Here is a 23,574-nt window from a genome sequence, read left to right as displayed (position 1 = left end):
TTAGCTAAACAGCGCAATATGCTAGTATTGTTGCTAATTATTATCAGATTTCCTTTTTAAGACTGGAGTGCAGGATGAAAGTAACTCTTCCGGATTATAAACAAGCCGGTGTGCTGGTGGTTGGTGATGTTATGTTAGACCGTTATTGGCATGGTCCTGCAAACCGTATCTCGCCAGAAGCCCCTGTCCCGGTTGTTAAAGTCACAATGGTCGAAGAGCGTCCCGGTGGTGCGGCTAACGTCGCGATGAATATTGCGTCATTGGGTGCAAATTCACGCCTTGTGGGGTTAACTGGAATTGATGACGCGGCAAAAGCACTCACTAAAAATTTAAATGCCGTGCAGGTTCGTTGTGATTTTGTGGCTATCCCCACCCATCCAACCATTACTAAATTACGCGTACTTTCACGTAATCAGCAACTTATTCGCCTCGATTTTGAAGAAGGTTTTGAAAACGTGGATGTTGCCCCTGTACTGGAGCGCATAGAACAAGCACTGCCACACATTGGCGCACTAGTGCTGTCTGACTATGCAAAAGGGGCGTTAACTCATGTTGAAAAGATGATAGCGCTCGCCAACAAGGCCAATGTTCCAGTCTTGATTGACCCGAAAGGAAACAATTTCGAACGTTACCGTGGGGCAACTTTATTGACGCCAAATATGTCTGAGTTTGAAGCGATTGTTGGGCCATGTAAAAACAACCAAGACGTTGAAGAAAAAGGCATGAAGCTGCTTCAGTCATTGGAGCTTAAAGCGCTGCTAATTACGCGCTCAGAACAAGGTATGAGCTTAATTCGCCGTGATGAAGCCCCATTGCATTTACCGACTCAAGCACAAGAAGTGTTTGACGTGACGGGGGCAGGGGATACGGTTATTGGGGTTCTCGCTGCCTCTATTGCATCTGGCCGCCCATTACATGAAGCCTGCGCACTAGCTAATGCCGCAGCAGGCGTGGTGGTGGGCAAATTAGGGACTTCAACGGTTTCGCCTATTGAATTAGAAAACGCTATTCGTGGCCGTGCTGACACTGGTTTTGGTGTTATGACTGAAAGTGAATTAAAACAAGCGGTTGAGAATGCAAGACTGCGCGGTGAACGTGTAGTGATGACTAATGGCTGTTTTGATATTCTCCATGCTGGGCATGTGTCTTATTTAGCTAACGCGCGTAAATTGGGTGACCGCCTAATTGTGGCTGTAAATAGTGATGCTTCGACACGCCGCTTAAAAGGTGAAACACGTCCAGTTAACCCATTAGAACAGCGTATGACTGTACTAGGGGCTTTAGGGGCAGTAGATTGGGTCGTGGCTTTTGAAGAGGACACTCCACAGCGTCTAATCGCAGAAGTTTTGCCTGATATCTTAGTTAAAGGGGGGGATTACCGCCCTGAAGAGATCGCGGGCAGTGCGGAGGTATGGGCCGCGGGAGGCGAAGTTAAAGTACTTAACTTTGAAGATGGTATTTCTACAACCAATATCATCAAAAATATCATGAAAACCAGTTAATTTATCATTATTAATTAGCAAGTTAATAACCTCACGTGGGTATGTAAAAACGCCGTGAGGTTTTTATTTATTTAAAATCAATATGGCGTCAAATGTTGACGTCATATTTTTTTTGCTTTAGATTTTGATATCACAATATGACGTCATGGAAAATACGATAGGGGTGGAATATGATTAAAAGCAGTAATGTGATGACGATAGACGGCCATCCTGCATCTGTTATCTATGAAGCTGAAATTAAAGCGCTTCGTGGTAAGTTTTTAGATGTAAGTGGTTACTGTGATTTTGTTTCTGATAGCATTGAAGGGTTAAAAAAAGAAGCGCGAATTTCTTTAGCAGAATACATCGAAGGCTGCCAAGAAAAAGGGATTAACCCGTTCAAAGAACAAGAAACGGTAAAGTCATTTACGCTGCGTTACCCAAGCCGCTTAGAGGCTTATTTAAATGCGGTAACAACTGAGCATAATGTTTCTAAAAATCAGTATATTGTTCAGCTGCTTGAGCGTGAATTGAATATCAAATAACAAAAGTGACGCCTTAATCGGTATCACTTTTTCAATTTAATTACTCAGCCGTTTTTTCTTCTACATTTAAATGGGCTTCGAGTGCGCTGACGCGTTGTTCCATCTTCGCTAATTTTTCACGGGTGCGTAATAAGACTTGAGTTTGAATATCAAATTCTTCACGACTGACTAAGTCTAATTTGCCGAGTTGTGATTGTAACAGTGAACGCAGTTTTTTATCAAAATCTTCACCTAAATCGCGTACGCCTTGTGGTAAAGCGCCTTGAATTTGGCGGGCAACTTGTTCAATTTTTTTCGGATCGAGCATTTCGCGGGTCCTTAAGTTTATCAAAATATTGTTGTGAATTGTTGGGACTAGTTTAATACCTCTTGCTGCCTTGCGCTAGCTTGAATTATTTAGAGAGAGGTTTAGAGCCAGTAGTGAAATTAACCTTGATAACTCTAAGTTTTTATTCATGTTTTTTGGCTAAAAGTGTGAGTCGTTCGCCAATTTTGATTATCATCGTTGCGAACTTGAATTATTGGCGTTATATTAATTGCGTATATCTCAGGGCGGGGTGAAAGTCCCCACCGGCGGTAAACATGCATCACGCATGAAGCCCGCGAGCGCTTTATCATTTTTATGGTAAAGGTCAGCAGACCCAGTGTGAATCTGGGGCCGACGGTTATAGTCCGGATGGGAGAGAATTAACAGTATCTGCATGTTTGTGCGATTACGCACAATAGTGTTCTGCATACCTGAATAGGTAAATGCCTTTTATTGGCTATTTATATATTCACCATTTCTCGTATTCCTAAGACTGCCTTGATTCTGGTAACTAGTTAATAACTATTTAAGAGGTTTTTTACCATGGATCATTCGCTACTTTCTGTATTTGGCAATCCTATCGAACGTGTTGAAAATGCTATCGAGGCATTACGCCAAGGTAAAGGTGTTCTTGTTCTTGATGATGAAGATCGTGAGAACGAAGGCGATTTAGTTTTTGCAGCAGAAACTATGACCGCCGAGCAAATGGCATTTACCATTCGTTATAGCAGTGGGATCGTGTGCCTTTGTATTACTGAAGAGCGCCGCAAGCAACTCGAACTACCTATGATGGTAGATAACAATACGAGCCAAAATCAAACAGGCTTTACTGTGACCATTGAAGCGGCACAAGGTGTGACGACAGGGGTTTCTGCCGCAGACCGTATCACTACTATTCGCGCTGCAATTGCAGATAACGCCGTTCCTTCAGACCTTAATCATCCAGGACATGTTTTCCCTCTGCGTGGCCGTGAAGGCGGGGTATTAACGCGTCGTGGTCATACTGAAGCGTCTATCGATTTAGCAATATTAGCAGGTTTCAAGCCAGCCGGTGTGCTGTGTGAGTTAACCAATGATGATGGTTCTATGGCTCGTACCCCAGAAGTGGCTGCGTTTGGTCAGCAACATGGTTTGACTGTGGTGACGATTGAAGACTTAGTTCAGTATCGTCAGTTGCAGGAAAAGAAAGCGAGCTAATCTTTTTTCTCGTCATATCTTGAATATTATCTAATGTAATGGTTTTAGTTATTTAGGTAATAAATAGTCTGTTAAGCATATAGAATGTTATAAAGGCCACTGAGTTGCACACCTCGTGGCCTTTTCAATTTTTTTGATGATCATACTCATAATTAGCCCACTGTGTTTTTTGCTGGAAAGCGTATGCTGTAGGGAGAAACTAATTGAGTTGGAGTTGAAATCATCATGTCAGTAAATACTTCGATGGTAAAAAATAAGATCCCTGCCATTTTTATTGGTCATGGTAGCCCTATGAATGCGATTGAGGATAACCCTTACACTCAAGCGTGGGAAAATCTCGGTAAAGCCTTATCTCGGCCACGCGCAATTTTGGTGATTTCAGCCCATTGGTATACGCGCGGTACTGCTGTGACTTCGATGTTAAAACCAAAAACGATTCATGATTTTGGCGGGTTCCCCGAAGCCTTGTATCAAATCGAATATCCAGCTCCTGGTTCTCCTGAATTAGCTCAGCAAGTTGTTTCATTACTCGCCCCTGAGCCAATTTACCTTGATGAACAAGAGTGGGGATTAGACCACGGTACATGGGAAATTTTGCTGCGTATGTATCCAGAAGCGGATATCCCCGTGATCCAACTGAGTATCGATGGTAGCAAGCCCGCCACTTGGCACTATGAACTCGGTAAAAAATTGAGTGTTTTAAGGGAGAAAGGCGTGCTGATTATGGGCAGTGGCAATGTTGTCCACAATTTACGGGCGATGAATTGGCAGAACTCTCATGCTGAGCCGTACCCGTGGGCAATATCTTTTGAAAAATTTGTATATGACAATCTGCAAAGTCATGAAACGCCTCACCCACTGACTAAAGGATTAGAACGGGAGGATGGTAAATTATCTAACCCATCACCAGAACATTACTTGCCTATTTTACCTATTTTAGGAACTTGGGATGGTCAAGAAGAGATCAGTACACCGATTGAAGGAATTGTGTCAGCATCGTTAAGTATGTTGTCTATTCAGGTAGGGTAAGTTTTCTGCGATAGCTTTGTTTCATAAAAAAGCCCAAATCATATTGCTATATTTGGGCTTTCCTTTTAACGTTAAATACGATTAGTCGATGATCGTATGTGGATAAAAGCGTGATAAGTCTTGAGTGATCAGTTCTTTATCTTCACGAATACAGATCCCCGCAGGTTGATCATTCACCAACCAGCTTCCGACTAAGGTGTAGTTACCTTCAAATTGTGGAAGTGGATGGAACTGTTGAATAATCATACCTTCTTCGCCGTATGGGCCATCTGCGGCTGCAATTTCCTTACCATTTTCGATAATACGGATATTAGCACCTTCACGAGAAAATAATGGCTTAATAACGTATTTCTCGAGTTCTGGCTGGGTTTTGCCATCCGCAAAATAGGCAGGCAGTAAATTTGGGTGATCTGGGAACATTTCCCATAACATAGGCAATAAAGCTTTGTTAGAAATGATGCTCTTCCATGCAGGTTCTAACCAGCGTACGCCAGCGTCTTGCAATTTAGTCGAGAAAATTTCTCTTAGCATAAATTCCCATGGATATAACTTGAACAGGTTACTAATCACCTGATCTTGGGTATCCGAAAACTCACCTTTTTCACCTAGGCCAATTTCATCGATATATAAGAATTCAGTGGCAATACCCGCTTCATTTGCACAGTCTTGTAGATATTGAACGGTACCACGATCTTCTTCAGTGTCACGGCAACAAGACATATGCAACAAACGAAAACCATACTGATCTTTTAATTGCGTAAAGCGTTCGATCAATTGCTCTTGAATGCTATTAAACTGATCGGCATTTTCAGGGAGTTTTCCTGCTTCAATTTGATCTTCTAGCCAGATCCATTGGAAAAATGCAGACTCATATAATGAGGTTGGAGTATCCGCATTGTTTTCCAATAGCTTAGGTGGGTTAATACCATCGTAAGCGAGGTCAAGCCTGGAATATAACGAAGGTTGCTCGCTTTTCCATGAGCTGCGAACAAATTCCCAACAATGCTTAGGGATCTGAAAACGTGCCATTAACTCATCGCTTTCAACAACACGTTCAACCACTTTTAGGCACATTTGATGCAACTGCTCGGTTGCATCTTCGATTTCTTCAATTTGTGCCATAGTAAATTGGTAATACGCATCTTCTGACCAGTAGGGCTCACCATACATAGTATGAAATTCAAAGCCAAACTCAGAGGCTTTCTCGCGCCAGTTTGGGCGCTCTACTATAGGAACTCGTTTCATTACTTATCAACCACCCATCGAACGGGAAGAAGAAGTTGATTTTGCAGAAGAAGATGAACGTTGTGCCATCGCTTGTTTATTGACGGTGTCACCAAAACCGCCACGAGTCACGGTTGAAGTTGTTGGTGGTTTAGGCGCCATAGCTGTTTTTGGTACGCTCATGGAACGACCACCTGCAACAGCAGGGCCATAGCTTTTACCTGAAGCGTCAACAAACTTACCGTTGGCAGGGCTAGCTGGGTTTTTCGAGCTGAATAATGGTTGTGATGCAGCGCTACCGCCCATCATACGGCCCATCATATAACCCATCATTAATGGCATCCACATACTACCGCCACTACTTTGGGCTTGAGCTGTTTGTTCACCATTTGTTGAGCTAGTGCCAGCAATACCTGCTTGAGCCGGAGCTTGAGTACACATAGCTTCACCAAACTCAGCAATACAGTCAGCTTGAGTTTCATATTTAGGTGCAGTTTTAGCGGCTTCTTGTAGCGCATTATTGTAGGCGATAGTGCACTGTTCTGCTTGTGATGGGTTCGCTTGGCTACAGTCTTGTGCGTTTGTGTACAATGAGACGGTTTCATCACTTTCTTCACAAGCGGAAAGCATAAATACGGCACTGACCGCAACAGCCACAGGCGCTAAACGGTATGAACGCCAAGACTTACGGAAGGCGCTCTGATTAATATCTTTGGTACGCTTCATGGTCATGGTAATTACCCTGAATTTAATTAAGTAAGATGTTTTTAGATGTTAGCTCTAGGATAGGGGATAAACGCTGAAAATTAAAGCAGAAATATAGGAGAAATGAGCTGAATTTATCATTTTGATAACTTTTTGCTATTTTTTCCTATTTAGCATGGTATTAGTTAAAGGGAAAAATAATATTTTTATTTTATATCAATGTGTTAACTATTGGTTGTTTTTTGCTCTAGCGCGCAGTAATAAGAGTGAGAATTAACTGAATTTGTGCCAGAGGCTAATGAAAAGGGGTTGTAAGCGGTTCAATTAGTGTAAATTAGCAATTCTAAACGATTTACTTGGCTTCCTTCAAAAAATAACCCGCTATATAAGCGGGCCATTATATCATTTTCAAATAAACTAAGAGTTTTAATTCATTTTTGGCGCGTTGGTATTACGAATAATACTACTTGCAGAGGTTGAAATCTCTTTACCTAAATTCGCATTTAGGCGGGCAATATCGTCTTCGTTCAGTGTGCCACGAGCAAATTCGATATTCAGTTGGTTAATCATGTAGTCATAACGTGCATTAGACAGGTTTTGTTTCGCTTGGTATAGCGCAGTTGTTGCTGTCAACACGTCAACAATGGTACGAGTTCCTACTTGATAGCCGGCTTCCATCGCATCTAATGAGCTTTGTGCGGAAACAACGACTTGTTTGTAGGCATTAATGCTACTGATTGACGATGATACGTTATTAAATGATGAGCGAACTAACTGAATCACATTACGGTAAACGCTTTCTAGTTGTTCACTAGCACCTTGGAAACCATATTGTGCTTGTTCAACCTGAGAACTGACTGCGCCACCAGTATACAGTGGAATGCTTAAATTTAAGCCAATGCTATTTTGACCATTATAGCTGTTGGTCGCACCACCACCATATGGAGTATTATAACCGCTGCCGTGTTGGTAACTATTTGTGACTGATGTTGATGCATCTAAGTTAACTGTTGGCATGTGGCCTGTTTCTGCTAAGCGAATATTTTCACGAGAAACATCTTGTGCTAAACGTGCGCTTAATAGGCTGAGGTTACGCTCTTCTGCTTCTTTTAGGATAGCGTTGATATCGCCCAACTCATTGGTTTTAAAGCGGTCGATATTTAAAGAAGCAAGTTGGCTGTAGTACACGCCACTGACTTGACGCAGTTTTTCAATCGCATTTTCTAAATCATTGCGGCCAGCGACTTCTTGTGCAATAACGCTATCATAGTTTGCACGGGCGTTTTGCACGTCGGTAATGGCAACAAGGCCAACGTTAAAGCGTTGTGTAACTTGGTCTAATTGGCGATAAACGGCTTCTTTATTTGCTTCAATATAAGATAACGCGTCAATCGCTTTTAACACATTAAAATACGCAGTTGCAGTATCTAAAATTAATTGCTGTTGACTTGTTTGGTATGTGACATCAGAAATACCCGCGGTTTTTTCTTGGATAGTCAATTGACGCCATTTCGACATATCAAACACAACTTGAGTGAGTTTCAGTGAAGCATTTAAACCTGTGCTTTCAGTATTTCTTGCGTCACGGTAACCACTGCCGTAGCTAGCTCCTGCACCTAAACCTAATTGTGGCAATAATGGGCTGCGAGATTCATTAATTTTTTCAAAAGCTTGATTACGTTCAGCTAATGATTTTCTTAATTCAGGGTTACTTTCTTTGGATTTTTGGTAAACCTGTAGTAAATCTTCTGCATAGCTATTGGTACTGAGACCCACAAAACTCATCGAAATTAAAAGGGGAAGCAGTTTCTTCATTTTGATTCCTTGATTAAACAGCAAATTAAGTTGAGTCTGTTGCCTAAAACGTACCATGCCTAACTAGGCGATAGATATTAAATTATCCGTTTTAGAGACAGTTATTAAAAACAGACACTACGTTGCTCTTTGATTTGAATAATGGCGCTTATTGTAACAGAGTATCACTTCTATTAACGGTAGCCTTTTGTGCCATTTTGTCTCAATTTATTAAACATTACCTCATCTAAGGTTAAAAAACCTTAAAAACTGTTTTAATCCACAATTATTTCCTTAAGATGGAATAATTGGGTTTGGAGAATGAAATGACAAAACAAATAGAGCAGCCAATTAAATACGGCAAAAATGATGTTGAAATTATATCCAAGCGTAAATTATTTAACGGTTTTTTTCAAATGGTTGAATATCAATTTCGTCATCGCCTTTTCGCAGGAGGATGGAGTAAAGAAATTCGCCGTGAAGTTTTTGAACGCGGCCATGCTGGCGTGGTTTTACCCTATGATCCGAAAACAGATAGTGTTGTTTTAATTGAACAAATTCGGTTGCCAGCGATTGAGACTAGTGAAACACCCTGGTTACTTGAAGCGGTAGCTGGAATGATAGAGCAAAACGAATCACCGGAAGAGGTTATTCGTCGTGAGGCCGTTGAGGAAGCTGGGCTTATTATTGGTCGCACTGAAAAAGCGGTAAGTTATCTTTCTAGCCCTGGCGGTACGACTGAACGTATGCATGTATTTATCGGTGAAGTTGATAGCAGCCAAGCGAAAGGTGTTCATGGGCTAGCGTCAGAAAATGAAGATATTTGCGTACATGTGGTCAGTCGAGAGCAAGCTTTTCAATGGGTTGAAGACGGCACAATTGATAATGCAGCAACAGTGATAGCGATTCAATGGTTACAACTTCACTATCAAAAACTTCATGAAAAGTGGATGAAACTGTGTTAAATAACGATTAATCTGATGAAGTGTGTGCTGATTATCAGAAAGTTGGAAAGTAAAGCTTTAAGATAGTTGTAAGTATGTTGAGCTTTTATATAGTTGTAATGAATAGATTAGGTACTAAATAATATTTAAGAAAAGGAATACTTTTGGACAGCCAGCTTGAAGTGACTGCAAAGAACTCTAAAGTTGTGAGAATTTTACAGGTTACTGATACGCATCTTTTTGCTAATACAGAAAATACGCTTTTAGGGGTAAATACTTACCGTAGCTATCAGGCGGTACTTGATGCTATCTCAGAGGAAAATCTCCCAATCGACTTAATTGTGGCGACAGGGGATTTAGTTCAAGACCAATCACCACAAGCTTATCAGCATTTTGCGGATGGTATTGCGCGTATTCCTGCTCCTTGCGTATGGCTTCCTGGTAATCATGACTATCCACCGGCTATGGTCAAAACACTCAGAATTGCTGGGATTTCAAGCGCTAAACAAGTTTTAATTGGTGATGAGTGGCAAATCTTGATGCTTGATAGCCAACTTCAAGATGTACCTCATGGCGAGCTTTCTGAACAACAGTTAGAGTGGATGAAAGCCAGCTTAGATGCTGAACCTGAACGTACTACATTGATTATGCTGCATCACCATCCTCTAGCCTCGGGTTGTACTTGGCTTGATCAGCACAGTTTGAGAAATTCACATATTTTAGCTGATTATTTAAAAAGCTACTCAAATGTTAAAGCGATGCTATGTGGCCATATTCACCAAGAAATGGATGAAAACTGGCACGGTATTCGGTTGTTGGCAACGCCTTCTACCTGTGTGCAATTTAAGCCTCACTGTACTAATTTTGCGCTTGATACCGTCGCGCCAGGTTGGCGATATTTAGAATTAAGTATTAATGAGCAAGGGCAAAGGCATATTACAACCCGCGTTCATCGCTTAGATACAAGGGAATTTAGCCCTGACCTTGACTCAGACGGTTATTAATTCGCTTATGTCAACTCTACTTTATATTCATGGTTTTAATAGTTCCCCTCAATCAGCTAAAGCTAATAACTTAAAGCAATGGATTGAGGTGAATTATCCGCAAATTAATATGATTGTACCGCAGTTACCGAATTACCCTCAGCAAGCTCAAGCTATGTTGGATGATATTGTCCAACAGCATCCGCATGAGAAAATGGGGTTAGTCGGCTCTTCGCTCGGCGGTTATTTTTCAATTTGGTTTTCAGAGCGTTATCAGCTTCCTGCTGTCGTCGTAAACCCTGCGGTACGTCCTTTTGATTTACTGCAAGATTACTTAGGCGACAATACAAACCCATATACTCATGAACAATATGTGTTGGAAGAAAAGCACATTAATGAGCTAAAATCCTTATACATTGAAAGATTAACATCCCCTCAGCTTATCTGGTTGTTACAACAAATGGGCGATGAAGTACTTGATTATCGAGAGGCTGTTGCCTATCTTTCAAAGTGCAAACAAACTGTGGAACCTGACGGTAATCATGCCTTTATTGGTTTTGACGCTTACTTTTCTCAAATTGTTGATTTCCTACAATTGGCAGAGAAATAGTGTCAAAACGTATGAACACTGTTATTATCAACAGTAACTCACTGATTGAATAGTTCAATTAATCACCTATTACCGCAGAATGACAACATGACTCAATCTAGTTATAACGCAGAGGCCATTGAAGTCCTCAGTGGTTTAGAGCCTGTTCGCCGTCGTCCGGGGATGTATACCGATACCAGTCGACCGAACCATTTGGCTCAAGAAGTAATTGATAATAGCGTCGATGAAGCGCTTGCGGGCCACGCGAGCCATATTGAGGTTATTTTACATGCCGATCAATCCCTTGAAGTAATTGATGATGGGCGCGGTATGCCTGTCGATATTCATCCAGAAATGAAAGTGTCAGCGGTTGAGCTGATCCTGGGGCAATTACATGCGGGGGGGAAATTCTCCAATAAAAACTACCAATTCTCAGGTGGTTTGCATGGTGTCGGGATTTCTGTCGTCAATGCGTTATCAAAACGTATTGAAGTTACTGTTCGTCGTGATAGCCAAGTGTATCAAATTGCCTTTGAAAACGGCGATAAGGTTGAAGATTTACATGTAATAGGGACTTGTGGAAAACGCAACACAGGGACTAGCGTGCATTTTTGGCCAGATGGCAGCTATTTTGATAGTCCAAAATTTTCAGTAACTCGTTTAACTCATAATTTAAAAGCCAAAGCTGTTTTATGCCCTGGCGTGAAAATCACGTTTAAGGATAAGCTCAACGATACAGAGCAAAGTTGGTGCTACAGTGACGGGTTGACCGATTACCTAATGGAGTCAATTGACGGCCTTGAAGCGTTACCCCCAAAGCCATTTACAGGTGAATTTTCAGGGGAAACAGAAGCCGCACAATGGGCGTTGCTCTGGTTGCCTGAAGGTGGTGAATTACTGACGGAAAGCTACGTTAACCTTATCCCAACAGCACTAGGTGGAACCCATGTTAATGGTTTACGCCAAGGGTTGCTCGATGCGATGCGTGAATTTTGCGAATTCCGCAATATATTGCCTCGTGGTGTTAAGCTCTCAGCTGATGATATTTGGGAGCGCTGTACTTATGTGCTTTCCGTTAAAATGCAAGATCCACAATTTGCGGGGCAAACCAAAGAGCGTCTGTCTTCTCGTCAATGCGCTGCGTTTGTTTCGGGCGTGGTAAAAGATGCCTTCAGTTTATGGCTTAACCAAAACGTGCAAGTGGCTGAACAGCTTGCAGAAATGGCAATTTCTAGCGCGCAGCGTCGAATGCGTGCAGCGAAAAAAGTGGTGCGTAAAAAACTCACCAGTGGCCCTGCTTTACCGGGTAAATTAGCCGATTGTAGCTCGCAAGACCTGAGTATGACGGAATTGTTCCTTGTAGAAGGGGACTCCGCAGGGGGCTCTGCAAAACAAGCGCGTGACCGCGAATACCAAGCTATCATGCCGCTACGCGGTAAAATTCTCAATACATGGGAAGTGTCTTCTGATGAGGTTTTAGCTTCCCAAGAGGTACATGATATCTCTGTTGCTATTGGAATAGACCCTGATAGCGAAGACCTTAGTCAATTACGCTATGGGAAAATTTGCATCCTTGCGGATGCGGACTCCGATGGCTTGCACATTGCTACATTGCTATGTGCGTTATTTGTCCGTCATTTCCCAACATTAGTAAAAGCAGGGCATGTCTATATGGCAATGCCGCCGTTATATCGTATCGATTTAGGCAAAGAAACGTTTTACGCCCTTGATGAAAGCGAAAAAAATGCTGTACTTGAACGCCTTAGCCGCAAGCGAGGTAAACCCAATGTTCAGCGATTTAAAGGGCTGGGGGAAATGAACCCACTGCAATTACGTGAAACGACATTAGATCCAAATACTCGTCGTCTTGTACAGCTAATTATCGATGATGAAAACTACCAAGAAACACTTGCGGTCATGGATATGCTTCTTGCGAAAAAACGCTCTGAAGATCGCCGTAATTGGCTGCAAGAAAAAGGCGATATGGCTGAAATTGATGTCTAATATCCGAATTGCGATGAGAAAGGAACGAATTGAATGAGTGAAATTACTCATGATGGCGTAGAGCGCTTACCGCTTCATGCTTTCACTGAAAATGCCTATCTGAACTATTCGATGTACGTCATCATGGATAGGGCATTACCGTTTATTGGCGATGGGCTTAAACCTGTTCAGCGCCGTATTGTGTATGCAATGTCAGAACTTGGCTTAAGCAACACTGCAAAATATAAAAAATCCGCCAGAACTGTGGGTGATGTTCTCGGTAAATATCATCCACACGGTGATAGCGCTTGTTATGAAGCGATGGTCTTGATGGCGCAGCCGTTTTCTTACCGTTATCCGCTGGTGGATGGTCAAGGAAACTGGGGGGCACCGGATGACCCTAAATCATTCGCAGCAATGCGTTATACCGAATCACGACTATCCAAATACGCTGAAATTTTACTCAGTGAACTTGGTCATGGCACCGTCGATTGGGTACCAAACTTTGATGGTACGCTAAACGAGCCCAAAATGTTGCCTGCACGTTTGCCAAATATTTTGTTAAACGGTACAACGGGTATTGCGGTTGGGATGGCGACAGATATTCCACCACATAACGCCCGAGAAGTGGCTCAAGCTTTGGTTGCTTTACTGGATAAACCTACGCTAAATCTTGATGACATCATGGCATTTGTGCCGGGACCTGATTTCCCTACGGAAGCAGAAATTATTTCTTCCCGTGATGATATTCGTAAGATTTATCAAAATGGGCGCGGCTCTGTACGCATGCGTGCGGTGTGGGAAAAAGAAGATGGTAATGCTGTTATCACGGCTCTCCCTCATCAAGTTTCTGGGGCGAAAGTCTTAGAACAAATCGCCAGCCAAATGCGCGCGAAAAAATTGCCTATGGTTGAAGATTTACGCGATGAATCTAACCATGAAAACCCAACACGTTTGGTGATAGTTCCACGTAGTAATCGTGTTGACCTTGAACAGGTTATGACGCATTTATTTGCGACAACGGATTTAGAGCGTAGTTATCGCGTTAACCTTAATATGATTGGTTTAGATAACCGACCTGCGGTAAAAGGGCTTGTTGAGATCTTAAATGAGTGGATTGCTTACCGTCGCCAAACTGTACGTAATCGCTTAAATCACAGGTTAGAAAAAGTATTAAGACGCTTACATATTTTAGATGGTTTATTGATTGCTTATCTGAATATTGATGAAGTCATTGAAATTATTCGTACAGAAGATGAACCCAAAGCGGTTTTAATGTCACGTTTTAATATCAGTGATACCCAAGCTGAAGCTATTTTAGAGTTAAAATTACGCCATTTAGCCAAGCTTGAAGAAATGAAAATTCGTGGCGAGCAAGATGAATTAGCCAAAGAGCGCGATGATTTACAAGAGATTCTTGGGTCTGAAAGACGTTTAAATACGCTGATTAAAAAAGAGATTCAAGCTGACGCCAAAGATTACGGTGATGACCGTCGCTCCCCATTGCATGAGCGTGAAGAAGCGAAAGCAATGAGCGAACATGAAATTTTACCGTCAGAACCGATTACCGTTGTGCTTTCTGATATGGGGTGGGTGCGAAGTGCTAAAGGGCATGATATCGAGCCGACTAACCTAAATTATAAAGCGGGAGATGGTTTTAAAGGGGCTGCGCGAGGTAAGTCAAATCAGGCGGCGGTATTCCTTGACACAACAGGGCGAAGTTATTCTGTGGATCCGCTTGAATTGCCTTCAGCGCGTAGTCAAGGTGAGCCTCTAACGGGTAAGTTAACTCTGCCTCCAGGTGCATCCATTGAACATGTATTGATGGCGCCTGACGAGCAGAAATATTTAATGGCTTCTGATGCAGGGTACGGTTTTATTTGTACCTTCAATGACTTAGTCACTAAAAATAAAACTGGTAAGGCCTTAATTTCTTTGCCTGAAAATGCAAAAGTATTGGCACCAATTGAACTGCATAATGAACAGGAAGATTTGCTATTGGCAATTACCAAGGCAGGGCGTATGTTAATATTCCCTGTGGCGGATTTACCCCAACTTTCAAAAGGTAAAGGGAATAAAATTATCAATATTGCAGGTGCGCAAGCGGCAACTGGCGATGATTTATTGACTTGGTTGATGATTTTGCCTGTGGGGGCATCAATGACCTTGCATTTCGGTAAGCGGAAGCTGAAGTTTAAAGCAGAAGACTTACAAAAATATCGTTCAGAACGAGGTCGTAAAGGGACGTCGTTACCGCGTGGAATGCACAATATTGAGCGTATTGATATTGAGCCAGTAGAGTCTGAATAATTAACAAAGAACAAACCTTATAAACCTTTTTTAGTATGAACTTCAAAAGGTTTATAAGTAGATAATATTCATCATGGAGCTGAAAAGCTTCTTACAATTTGGGGTTAGTATGTTAGCGCTTATTAGAGCGATCATTGTTATTATTTATACGATTGCGGTGTGTGTAGGGGGGGGGATTTACTGTCTATTTAGCCCTCGTAACCCAAAACACGTAATGACATTTGGTCACATGTTCGGGCGGTTATCAGTCGTTTTTGGGATTAACATTATAAATCGTGTACCCGAGAAAGCTAAGAGCTATGGCCCGAGTATTTATATTGGTAATCACCAAAACAATTACGATATGGTGACTATGTCAAATGGGGTATTACCAAGAACGGTAACCGTTGGTAAAAAAAGCTTGGTTTATATACCTTTTTTTGGCTTTTTATATTGGATAACGGGTAATATTTTAATTGACCGCGCTAATCGCTCTAAAGCCCATAACACAATCACGCAAGTTGCTGACCAGATTAAAAAACGTAAAATTTCTGTGTGGATGTTTCCTGAAGGTACTCGCAGCCGTGGTCGTGGTTTACTGCCATTTAAAACGGGGGCATTTCATGCAGCGATTGCAGCAGGGGTACCGATTGTGCCTGTTTGCGTTTCTAGTACACAAGGTAAAATTAAGTTAAACCGTTGGAATAACGGTACTGTCATTATTGAAATGCTAGACCCTATCGATACATCGCTTTATAGCCGAGAGCAAGTGAGGGAATTATCTGAGCATTGCCATGCTTTAATGGAAGCCAAAATAAAAGAACTCGATCTCGAAGTCGAAGAAATGGCAAAACAAGGCAAATAACTTAATTCATTGAATTTATTTAAAAATGGGCAATATACAAATATTGCCCATTCTTTTAGGTTGAATACAGCATAAATTGACTTTATTGTTTCCTACCTGTCTTATTTCCTTTTTTAATTACTTACCCTTACTATTTATAATCTTATTAATTATATTTTTACACATTTGCTAGATATTTTTAGAATTTAGCCTTTTTTCGCGATATCATGGCTTACAAATTATTGCGACCTTAAATTGTTGTATCTAAGTTGTTATATTGCTGGGTCCAATCATAAATTAGCCATTTTATAGGCTGAAAATCTACAATACTAAATAATAAAATGCGCTGGAATTTTTGTTTAGCGGAGAATTTATGTCATTCAATCGATGCCAAGCCCTGATAGCGGCGGGGGTGGCTCTATGTTTGTCCTATGTGCCAATTTATGCAAATGCAGAGGGGGCGACAGCTTTACCTGTGCCACCATTATTAGAATCACGGTCTGGACAGCCATTATTTTTAACATTACAAAAAATTCATTGGTCTTATGATGGAAAATATTCAGCCGATATTTGGGGAGTAAATGGTTCTTCCCCTGGGCCGACAGTCAAAGTAAAAAATGGCGATGATATTAAGCTTATTTATAGTAATCGCTTACCTGAAGCCGTTTCGATGACAATCAGCGGGTTGCAAATACCAGGAACACAAATTGGTGGAGCGGCAAGGTTAATTTCACCTAATGCGGACTGGTCTCCAGTGATCCCGATACGCCAAAATGCAGCAACGCTTTGGTATCACGCAAATACTCAAGGGAAAATGGGCGAGCAAGTCTACAATGGTTTATTGGGGATGTGGATCATCGAAGATGATGTGACGAAAAACCTGCGTTTACCTAAACACTATGGTGTTGATGATTTTCCTGTCATTATTCAAGATAAGCGTTTAGATAATTTTGGCGTCCCTGAATACAAAGCCGATGAAAATGGGTTTTTAGGCGATTCATTACTGGTTAATGGCGTACAAAATCCATACATTGAAGTTTCTCGAGGGTGGGTACGTCTACGGTTATTAAATGCGTCGAACTCCCGTTATTATGTAATGAAAATTAGTGATGGTCGCCCATTTTCATTGATTGCATCTGATCAAGGGTTATTAACTGTACCTGTTAGTGTTCAGGAACTCCCATTAGCGCCGGGTGAACGGCGTGAAGTCTTGATTGATATGGCGAAAACGCAAGAGTTAACCATTACTGCGGGCGAGTCGGCTACCTTTATGGACCGTTTAAAAGGGCTATTTGAACCATCGAATAGCTTAATTTCAACCAATGTATTAACTATCAAGGCAACTGGATTAATGTCATTGGTAACGGATGGTTTACCAGCACAGTTAGTTGAAGATAAAACGCAAGTCACATCCAGTATTACACAGCGTAATATTCACCTTAATGATGGTTTTGGTATTAATAATGCGACCATTGATACAAACAGGGTTGATTTCTCAAGCCGCCAAGGTAATTGGGAGCGTTGGGTTGTGACGACGAACGAACCGCAAGCATTTCATATTGAAGGTGTGCGCTTTAAGGTCTTAAACCGTAATGGTAAACCAACACCGCCAGAAGATTATGGCTGGAAAGATACAGTGTGGGTTGATAGCCGAGTTGAATTATTAGTTCAAATGATGCAACCGTCCTATAACCATTTCCCGTTCTTATTTTATAGCCACAATTTAGAGAAGGCGGATTTAGGGTCTGTAGGGCAGTTGGTTGTTGCACCGCAAGACACCATGCAATAATTCGTATTACAACAATATTGAATATCCAATAAGCAGGCATTTAGCCTGCTTTAGATTGTTGACAAAGCTAGCTTAGCGCCACTCGAATACCAAAGGCGATTAATACAACGCCGAGAACCTTATCAACATATTTTTGCACTTTTGCTAGGCCTTTTCTTACAGGGGCACTTTGGATTAAAAACACTAAAATAGGCCAGTAGATGACGGCTAAACCCCAAATAATAAAGGCAAACCACAGCTTTTCGCCAACAGTGGAATTAATATCTAGCACTTGGGTAAAAACCGCTAAAAAGAACAGCGTGGCTTTTGGGTTTAATACATTACAGAGAAAACCTTGCATAAAGGCTTTTTTGAATGAAACAATTTCGTGTTTACTGGTTGTTAGATCAACGCTATGGCCCGATTGCGGAAGTAAGCTTTTGACACCGATCCAAATTAAATAGGCTGCACCCGCGTATTTTAAGATATTAAACAGCCAAGGCGTAGTTGTAATCAAGACAGCGAGGCCTGCAACACAGTAAGACATATGCAAAGCGATAGCGACTATCACACCACATGCGGACATTAATGCGGCAGAGCGTTGATAGCGTGCTGAATTTTTAACAATCAAAAAGAAATCTGGCCCTGGAGAAAGCATACCGAGTGCAGCGATGGTCGCAACCATAATACTCGTTTCGTACATGTTATAATCTCTTTTCCCGTTCAATGTTGGTAAATAAAAATGACCTGCTAATGACACTCACATTTAGACTGGTCTTAGAGGGTTCATTTTGTTTTTAAATGTTATTTTTAGTCATAAGTTTATCAATTCGAGTATAAGTGATTCAAAGCTGTTTAAGGAAGTTTAAATTTAGTCGACGAAGCAATTCTCTTTCCGTATAGTGTGCTCAATTTTTATATCTTGTTTCTAAGGTGAGTAGATGAATATTAGCTTAATCGCAGCAATGGCGATCGATCAGGTTATCGGCATGGAAAAAGCGATGCCTTGGAATTTGCCGGGGGATCTAGCGTGGTTCAAACGAAATACGTTAAACAAACCGGTTATCATGGGCCGTGTTACCTATGAATCAATTGGGCGCCCATTGCCACAACGTGTGAATATTGTATTAAGTAGTGCTCCTGGTACTGATTCTGATGTTATTTGGGTAACGTCAATTGAAGAAGCATTGGCTGCAGCGCAAGCAATTGAAAATGTTGAAGAGGTGATGGTAATTGGCGGTGGTAAAGTTTATCAACAATTTTTACCGCTAGCGAATAAATTATATTTGACTCACGTTGATGCTGAAGTTATCGGAGATACTCATTTTCCGGCTTATGAGCCTGATGAATGGGATTCTATTTTTACCGAATACCATGAAGCTGACGAAAACAATACCCATGGTTATTGCTTTGAGATCTTAACTAAAAGAGACTAATTTTTAGTTAGAATGCAAAAATGGCGCTTAATTGCGCCATTATGCTATAACCTGCAATTAACTAGGCAAAAAATTACTCTTTACGGCTTTTTTGATATGACTTTTGCCGGTGGTACTGCTTAGTTTCCCAATGGAATAGCGTTAATTCCCCTCCCCAGCAGCAACCCGTATCTAAAGCATAAACGTTATCAGGAGTGCATTTCCCTTCAAGGGATGCCCAGTGACCAAAAAACACTGAGTAATCCTCAGGAATTTTACTGGGTAGATCGAACCAGGGTTTTAGCGGAGCGGGCGCTTTTTTAGGGTTTTCCTTGCAAATCATATCTAGCTGTCCGTTTGGAAAACAGTAGCGCAGGCGTGTTAAGGCATTGGTACTAAAACGCAAACGAGCTAGCCCCATTAAGCTTTCAGACCAGTTATTTGGCATGTCACCATACATGGAGTCGATGAATAATGGATATGCATCACTAGACAGCACGGCTTCAACTTCCCTTGCACACATTCGTGCTGTTTCGATATCCCATTGTGGTGTTATACCTGCATGAGTCATCAAGATCTTTTTTTCTTCATCAATTTGTAATAAAGGTTGGCGACGTAACCAATTGATCAGTTCGTCAAGATCAGGTGCATGTAATAACTCATCGAGGTGATCTTTCGGCTTGTTACGACTAATTTTACAGTAAATACCCAACAGATGGAGATCGTGGTTACCAAGCACTAAACGTGCGGCAGAACCAAGGCTTTTTACATAGCGTAAAACTTGCAGTGATTCAGTTCCGCGGGCAATGAGATCGCCTGTTAACCACAATGTGTCTTTGGTTGGATCAAAATGGACACTTTCCATCAAGTCACGGAGCTCACGATAACAACCGTGAATATCACCTACTAAATATGTCGACATAATTAATTAATCAGTGTTGGGATAGCAAGACGAAAAGCAGGGATATCAACGTGGAAACTGTCCCCTTGTGTGCTTATCATCACATAATAACCTTCCATTGTACCCATTGGTGTTTCAAGGATTGCGCCACTGGTATAACGGTATTCTTTTCCTGGTGGGATAAGCGGTTGTTCACCAACCACGCCTTCACCTTGAACTTCGGTCTTATGGCCATCACTGTTAGTAATGAGCCAATAACGGCTCATTAATTGAATAGGCTCTCGTCCTAAATTACGAATGCAGATAGTGTAAGCAAACACATATCTCGCAATATCGGGTTGAGATTGGCTTTCTATATAGACACTCTGAACTTGGATGCTTACATTCGGCTCATTAAGCATAGTGCCTCCTTCAACAGACTATTCTGAACGGTTAGAGAGATAGTTTGCCATTTTACAATATTGTTCAACAGAAATATTTTCTGCTCGGGTGCTTAAATCAATACCCAGTTCTGTTAACTCTTCAACGCTGAATAAATCCCCTAAACTATTACGAATCGTTTTACGGCGTTGGTTGAAAGCTTGTGTGGTAATACGGCTTAAAAATTTAATATCTTTTACCGGATACGGGTTTTCACGATGAGGAATCAACCTAACAATGGCTGAATCTACTTTTGGCGCTGGTGTAAATGCGGTTGGTGGTACTTCCAACACAGGCACCACGTTGCAATAATATTGCGCCATAACACTCAAGCGCCCAAAGGCTTTGCTACCTGGTCCTGCAACCAGACGATTCACCACTTCTTTTTGTAACATGAAATTCATGTCAGAAATAGAATTGGTGAATGTGAATAAGTGAAACATTAACGGTGTGGAGATGTTGTAAGGCAAGTTACCAAAAACGCGCAGGGGCTGGCCCGCTTGTTTGGCTAATTCACCAAAATCTACTGTCATTGCATCTTGCTGAATGATAGTCAATTTATCTTTTAGTTGAGGATGAACGTGTAAACGTGCAGCAAGGTCACGGTCAAGTTCAACTACGGTCATTTTATCGATTCGGCTACCGACAGGTTCGGTTAAGGCACCTAAGCCGGGACCAATTTCTACAATGGACTGACCTGGCAGCGGGTTCATGGCATCCACGATGCTGTCGATAATAAATTGGTCAGTTAAAAAGTTCTGCCCGAAACGTTTGCGGGCAAAGTGCCCCTGATGGACTCGATTATTCATGTATTCTTAGATGTCATTTGGATAGCTAACTTTAATGCGGTGATAAAACTTCCCGCATCAGCATGACCCGTCCCCGCGAGCTCAAGGGCTGTCCCATGGTCGACAGAGGTACGGATAAAAGGCAGGCCGAGAGTGATATTTACTGCTCTGCCAAAACCTTGGTATTTTAACACAGGAAGGCCCTGATCGTGATACATTGCTAACACTGCGTCTGCATGGTCTAAATACTTAGCTTGAAATAGGGTATCTGCAGGCAATGGCCCAATCAAATTAATCCCTTTTGTACGTAGGCTTTCAAGTGCAGGCTCTATAGTATCAATTTCTTCGGTACCCATATGGCCGCCTTCCCCTGCATGTGGATTTAAACCACAAACATAGATGGCCGGTTTTTTAATACCAAATTTGGTTTGTAAATCATGGTGTAAAATGGTGATGACTTCATGAAGACTTTGTTGGGTAATAGCGGCCGACACGTCCTTGAGTGGCAGATGCGTTGTGGCTAATGCAACACGCAGTTCTTCGGTAGCTAGCATCATCACAACGCGTTCACAGCCACTTCGTTGTGCAAAAAATTCAGTGTGACCACTAAATGACATGCCTGCATCATTAATAATCCCTTTATGTACGGGACCTGTTACAAGCGCTGAAAATTCGCCATTTAAACAGCCGTCACATGCTTTTGCTAAGCTCTCCACAACATATTGGCCATTATCAACATTGAGTACACCTGCCTTTGCAGGCGTTGCTAAATGAACAGGTAGAACGGATAAGTGACCTGCAGGCTGTACTTCATTAATTGAATTGGGGGAATATTCAGTTAATGTCAGAGGCAAATTTAGCGCTTTGGCACGCTGGAGTAATAAATCAGGATCGGCACAAGCAACCAACTCAACAGGCCATTGCTGTTGAGCTAGCTGAATAAGTAGGTCTGGACCAACCCCGGCTGGCTCGCCGGGGGTGATAACAATAGGATTAATTTGTTTTTTCATCTGTAGATTGGCTGTCACGACCATCAACCATTTTCACGTAAGCAGAAGCGCGTTGTTCTTGCATCCAGCTTTGTGCTTCTTCGTTAAATTTACGATTAAACAGTAAACGGTAAGCTTGATCTTTTTGCGCCGCGTCTGTTTTATCAACGTTGCGTGTGTCTTCTAATTGAATTAGGTGCCATCCAAAGTTTGATTGAACAGGTTGGCTTAATTCACCTTTATTCAGTCTCATTAGCGCATCGCGGAAAGCTGGGTCATAGATATCAGGCATATTCCAACCTAATTCACCGCCTTTTAACGCACTACCTGGGTCTTCAGAATTTTCTTTTGCTGCATCTTCAAATGAGATTTTGCCTGAACGAATTTCCTGAGCAATTTTGGTTAATTTTTGTCTTGCCTGTGCATCATCCATAATTGGTGATGACTTAATCAAGATGTGGCGTGCTTTCACTTCTGTGACAGAAATAGGTTGGCTGCCACCACTGACATCGTTAACACGTAAAATATGGTAGCCGACACCAGAGCGAATAGGGCCGACAACATCACCTTTTTTCGCATTTTTCAGTTGTTCAGCAAACACAACGGGTAATTCTTGCAGGCGTGACCAACCCATATTACCGCCTTTCAGTGCTTGAGGATCTGCTGAATAAGCGATAGCTAACTTACCGAAATCTCCGCCTTTTTTCAGTTCAGCTAAAATTTTATCCACTAATGCTTCAGCGGTTTTTAGTTGTTCCTGTGTTGGATTTTCTGCTAACGGAATCAAGATATGGCTTAAATTAACGCCCATCTCATAATTTGCTTGTGAGCTCATTTGTTCAGCAAGAGAATCAACCTCTTGAGGTAAAATGGTCACTCGGCGGCGAACTTCATTGTTACGCACTTCAGCAATCAGCATCTCTTTACGAATTTCGCTACGATACTGATTCATATTGATGCCATCAGCGGTTAAACGTTGTTGCATTTGCTGTAGTGTTAAACCGTTTTGACGAGCGATATCAGTAATAGTTGAATCCACGGCTTCATCTGGAATATTGATTTGCATTTGGCTAGCCATTTGCAAAATGATGTTATCCATAACGAGACGCTCAAGGATCTGATGACGCAGAGTTTGATCATCAGGCACCTGTTGACGTGCGTTCTGAGCATTCAGTTTTACTGTGTTGATCATATTCTGGACGTCACTTTCCAGCACAACACCGTTATTGACGACCGCAGCCACTTTATCCATTTGCTGAGGCGCAGCCAAAGCAGTAGAGCTTGCGAACATCAGTCCCAGAATAAGCGTTCTCCAATTCTTCATAATGGTCCTATAAATATTGACTTTGATTCCGCAAAAGCGGGCTAATCTCTTTTTA

At 41.7% G+C, this 23,574-nt stretch carries 22 protein-coding genes and 1 riboswitch; of the genes, 12 read left to right on the top strand and 10 right to left on the bottom strand.

Annotated features, from left to right (window positions below; translation table 11 throughout):
* Positions 1 to 74: 74 nt before the first annotated feature.
* Together hldE and PR834_RS06470 are read left to right on the top strand one after the other, a co-directional pair.
* Positions 75 to 1,502 carry a bifunctional D-glycero-beta-D-manno-heptose-7-phosphate kinase/D-glycero-beta-D-manno-heptose 1-phosphate adenylyltransferase HldE gene (hldE, locus tag PR834_RS06475; protein ID WP_096864068.1) on the top strand — a complete coding sequence of 476 codons (1,428 nt, stop codon included), beginning with the start codon at positions 75 to 77 and terminating at the stop codon, positions 1,500 to 1,502.
* 170 nt (positions 1,503 to 1,672) lie between these two features.
* Entirely contained in the window at positions 1,673 to 2,026 is a 354-nt protein-coding gene (locus PR834_RS06470; RefSeq protein WP_272536532.1) for a type II toxin-antitoxin system HicB family antitoxin, read from the top strand.
* Between the two features lie 40 nt (positions 2,027 to 2,066).
* Here the strand turns inward: PR834_RS06470 and ubiK are convergent, their stop codons facing one another.
* Positions 2,067 to 2,333 (bottom strand): ubiquinone biosynthesis accessory factor UbiK, encoded by a 267-nt coding sequence (ubiK, locus tag PR834_RS06465; RefSeq protein WP_004257742.1) that lies wholly within the window; start codon positions 2,331 to 2,333, stop codon positions 2,067 to 2,069.
* A gap of 232 nt (positions 2,334 to 2,565) precedes the next feature.
* Positions 2,566 to 2,718, top strand: a riboswitch (FMN riboswitch).
* 158 nt (positions 2,719 to 2,876) lie between these two features.
* Between ubiK and ribB the strand changes: the two genes are divergently transcribed.
* Positions 2,877 to 3,530 carry a 3,4-dihydroxy-2-butanone-4-phosphate synthase gene (gene ribB / locus PR834_RS06460; protein ID WP_004257733.1) on the top strand — a complete coding sequence of 218 codons (654 nt, stop codon included), beginning with the start codon at positions 2,877 to 2,879 and terminating at the stop codon, positions 3,528 to 3,530.
* A 225-nt stretch (positions 3,531 to 3,755) separates the two neighbouring features.
* Positions 3,756 to 4,559, top strand: coding sequence for a 4,5-DOPA dioxygenase extradiol (ygiD, locus tag PR834_RS06455; RefSeq protein WP_242439585.1), 804 nt, complete (start codon positions 3,756 to 3,758; stop codon positions 4,557 to 4,559).
* 81 nt (positions 4,560 to 4,640) lie between these two features.
* Here the strand turns inward: ygiD and PR834_RS06450 are convergent, their stop codons facing one another.
* From PR834_RS06450 to tolC, 3 genes are all read right to left on the bottom strand, one after another.
* Positions 4,641 to 5,804, bottom strand: a complete 1,164-nt coding sequence (locus PR834_RS06450) for a glutathionylspermidine synthase family protein (RefSeq protein WP_004908587.1) — start codon at positions 5,802 to 5,804, stop codon at positions 4,641 to 4,643.
* 6 nt (positions 5,805 to 5,810) lie between these two features.
* Positions 5,811 to 6,515, bottom strand: coding sequence for a DUF1190 family protein (locus tag PR834_RS06445; protein ID WP_004257725.1), 705 nt, complete (start codon positions 6,513 to 6,515; stop codon positions 5,811 to 5,813).
* Positions 6,516 to 6,914: 399 nt separating this feature from the next.
* Complete coding sequence (gene tolC, locus PR834_RS06440) at positions 6,915 to 8,303, bottom strand: outer membrane channel protein TolC (RefSeq protein ID WP_036958003.1); 1,389 nt, start codon at positions 8,301 to 8,303, stop codon at positions 6,915 to 6,917.
* 305 nt (positions 8,304 to 8,608) lie between these two features.
* Here tolC and nudF point away from each other — a divergent pair, with 305 nt between their 5' ends.
* The 7 genes from nudF (at position 8,609) to ftsP (ending at position 17,703) form a co-directional block, all read left to right on the top strand.
* Positions 8,609 to 9,247, top strand: coding sequence for an ADP-ribose diphosphatase (nudF, locus tag PR834_RS06435; protein WP_262960735.1), 639 nt, complete (start codon positions 8,609 to 8,611; stop codon positions 9,245 to 9,247).
* A gap of 143 nt (positions 9,248 to 9,390) precedes the next feature.
* Positions 9,391 to 10,230: a 3',5'-cyclic-AMP phosphodiesterase gene (gene cpdA / locus PR834_RS06430; protein ID WP_004257710.1), complete on the top strand. Its 840-nt coding sequence runs from the start codon at positions 9,391 to 9,393 to the stop codon at positions 10,228 to 10,230.
* Positions 10,231 to 10,237: 7 nt separating this feature from the next.
* Positions 10,238 to 10,819: an esterase YqiA gene (gene yqiA / locus PR834_RS06425; RefSeq protein WP_004257706.1), complete on the top strand. Its 582-nt coding sequence runs from the start codon at positions 10,238 to 10,240 to the stop codon at positions 10,817 to 10,819.
* Between the two features lie 87 nt (positions 10,820 to 10,906).
* Positions 10,907 to 12,802: a DNA topoisomerase IV subunit B gene (parE, locus tag PR834_RS06420; protein ID WP_094961099.1), complete on the top strand. Its 1,896-nt coding sequence runs from the start codon at positions 10,907 to 10,909 to the stop codon at positions 12,800 to 12,802.
* A 33-nt stretch (positions 12,803 to 12,835) separates the two neighbouring features.
* A complete protein-coding gene (gene parC / locus PR834_RS06415) occupies positions 12,836 to 15,091 on the top strand; it encodes a DNA topoisomerase IV subunit A (RefSeq protein WP_196725185.1) in 2,256 nt (751 codons plus the stop codon).
* A gap of 109 nt (positions 15,092 to 15,200) precedes the next feature.
* A complete protein-coding gene (locus PR834_RS06410) occupies positions 15,201 to 15,935 on the top strand; it encodes a 1-acylglycerol-3-phosphate O-acyltransferase (protein ID WP_036958188.1) in 735 nt (244 codons plus the stop codon).
* Positions 15,936 to 16,287: 352 nt separating this feature from the next.
* Positions 16,288 to 17,703: a cell division protein FtsP gene (ftsP, locus tag PR834_RS06405; RefSeq protein ID WP_004257690.1), complete on the top strand. Its 1,416-nt coding sequence runs from the start codon at positions 16,288 to 16,290 to the stop codon at positions 17,701 to 17,703.
* 67 nt (positions 17,704 to 17,770) lie between these two features.
* On the opposite strand, the gene PR834_RS06400 is transcribed toward ftsP, so the two are convergent.
* Positions 17,771 to 18,385: a LysE family transporter gene (locus tag PR834_RS06400; protein ID WP_004257687.1), complete on the bottom strand. Its 615-nt coding sequence runs from the start codon at positions 18,383 to 18,385 to the stop codon at positions 17,771 to 17,773.
* A gap of 238 nt (positions 18,386 to 18,623) precedes the next feature.
* Here PR834_RS06400 and folA point away from each other — a divergent pair, with 238 nt between their 5' ends.
* Positions 18,624 to 19,118 (top strand): type 3 dihydrofolate reductase, encoded by a 495-nt coding sequence (folA, locus tag PR834_RS06395; protein WP_004257684.1) that lies wholly within the window; start codon positions 18,624 to 18,626, stop codon positions 19,116 to 19,118.
* Positions 19,119 to 19,191: 73 nt separating this feature from the next.
* Here folA and apaH read toward each other — a convergent pair whose 3' ends face one another.
* From apaH to surA, 5 genes are read right to left on the bottom strand one after another with little or no spacing between them, the layout of a single operon-like run.
* Positions 19,192 to 20,019, bottom strand: a complete 828-nt coding sequence (gene apaH, locus PR834_RS06390; RefSeq protein WP_094961101.1) for a bis(5'-nucleosyl)-tetraphosphatase (symmetrical) ApaH — start codon at positions 20,017 to 20,019, stop codon at positions 19,192 to 19,194.
* A gap of 2 nt (positions 20,020 to 20,021) precedes the next feature.
* Positions 20,022 to 20,399: a Co2+/Mg2+ efflux protein ApaG gene (apaG, locus tag PR834_RS06385; RefSeq protein ID WP_004257676.1), complete on the bottom strand. Its 378-nt coding sequence runs from the start codon at positions 20,397 to 20,399 to the stop codon at positions 20,022 to 20,024.
* A gap of 18 nt (positions 20,400 to 20,417) precedes the next feature.
* Positions 20,418 to 21,227, bottom strand: a complete 810-nt coding sequence (gene rsmA, locus PR834_RS06380) for a 16S rRNA (adenine(1518)-N(6)/adenine(1519)-N(6))-dimethyltransferase RsmA (RefSeq protein WP_004257672.1) — start codon at positions 21,225 to 21,227, stop codon at positions 20,418 to 20,420.
* Entirely contained in the window at positions 21,224 to 22,216 is a 993-nt protein-coding gene (gene pdxA / locus PR834_RS06375) for a 4-hydroxythreonine-4-phosphate dehydrogenase PdxA (RefSeq protein WP_272536545.1), read from the bottom strand. Before pdxA ends, rsmA begins: the two co-directional genes overlap by 4 nt.
* Positions 22,200 to 23,519 (bottom strand): peptidylprolyl isomerase SurA, encoded by a 1,320-nt coding sequence (gene surA, locus PR834_RS06370; protein ID WP_272536531.1) that lies wholly within the window; start codon positions 23,517 to 23,519, stop codon positions 22,200 to 22,202. The genes pdxA and surA overlap by 17 nt, the downstream gene beginning before the upstream one ends.
* Between the last annotated feature and the right edge of the window lie 55 nt (positions 23,520 to 23,574).

Origin of the sequence: Providencia sp. PROV182 (assembly GCF_028480325.1) — a bacterium.
Taxonomy (GTDB): Bacteria; Pseudomonadota; Gammaproteobacteria; order Enterobacterales; family Enterobacteriaceae; genus Providencia; species Providencia hangzhouensis.
The sequence above is the reverse complement of the archived record's forward strand: the minus strand, read 5'-3'. Positions and strand labels throughout refer to the sequence as shown.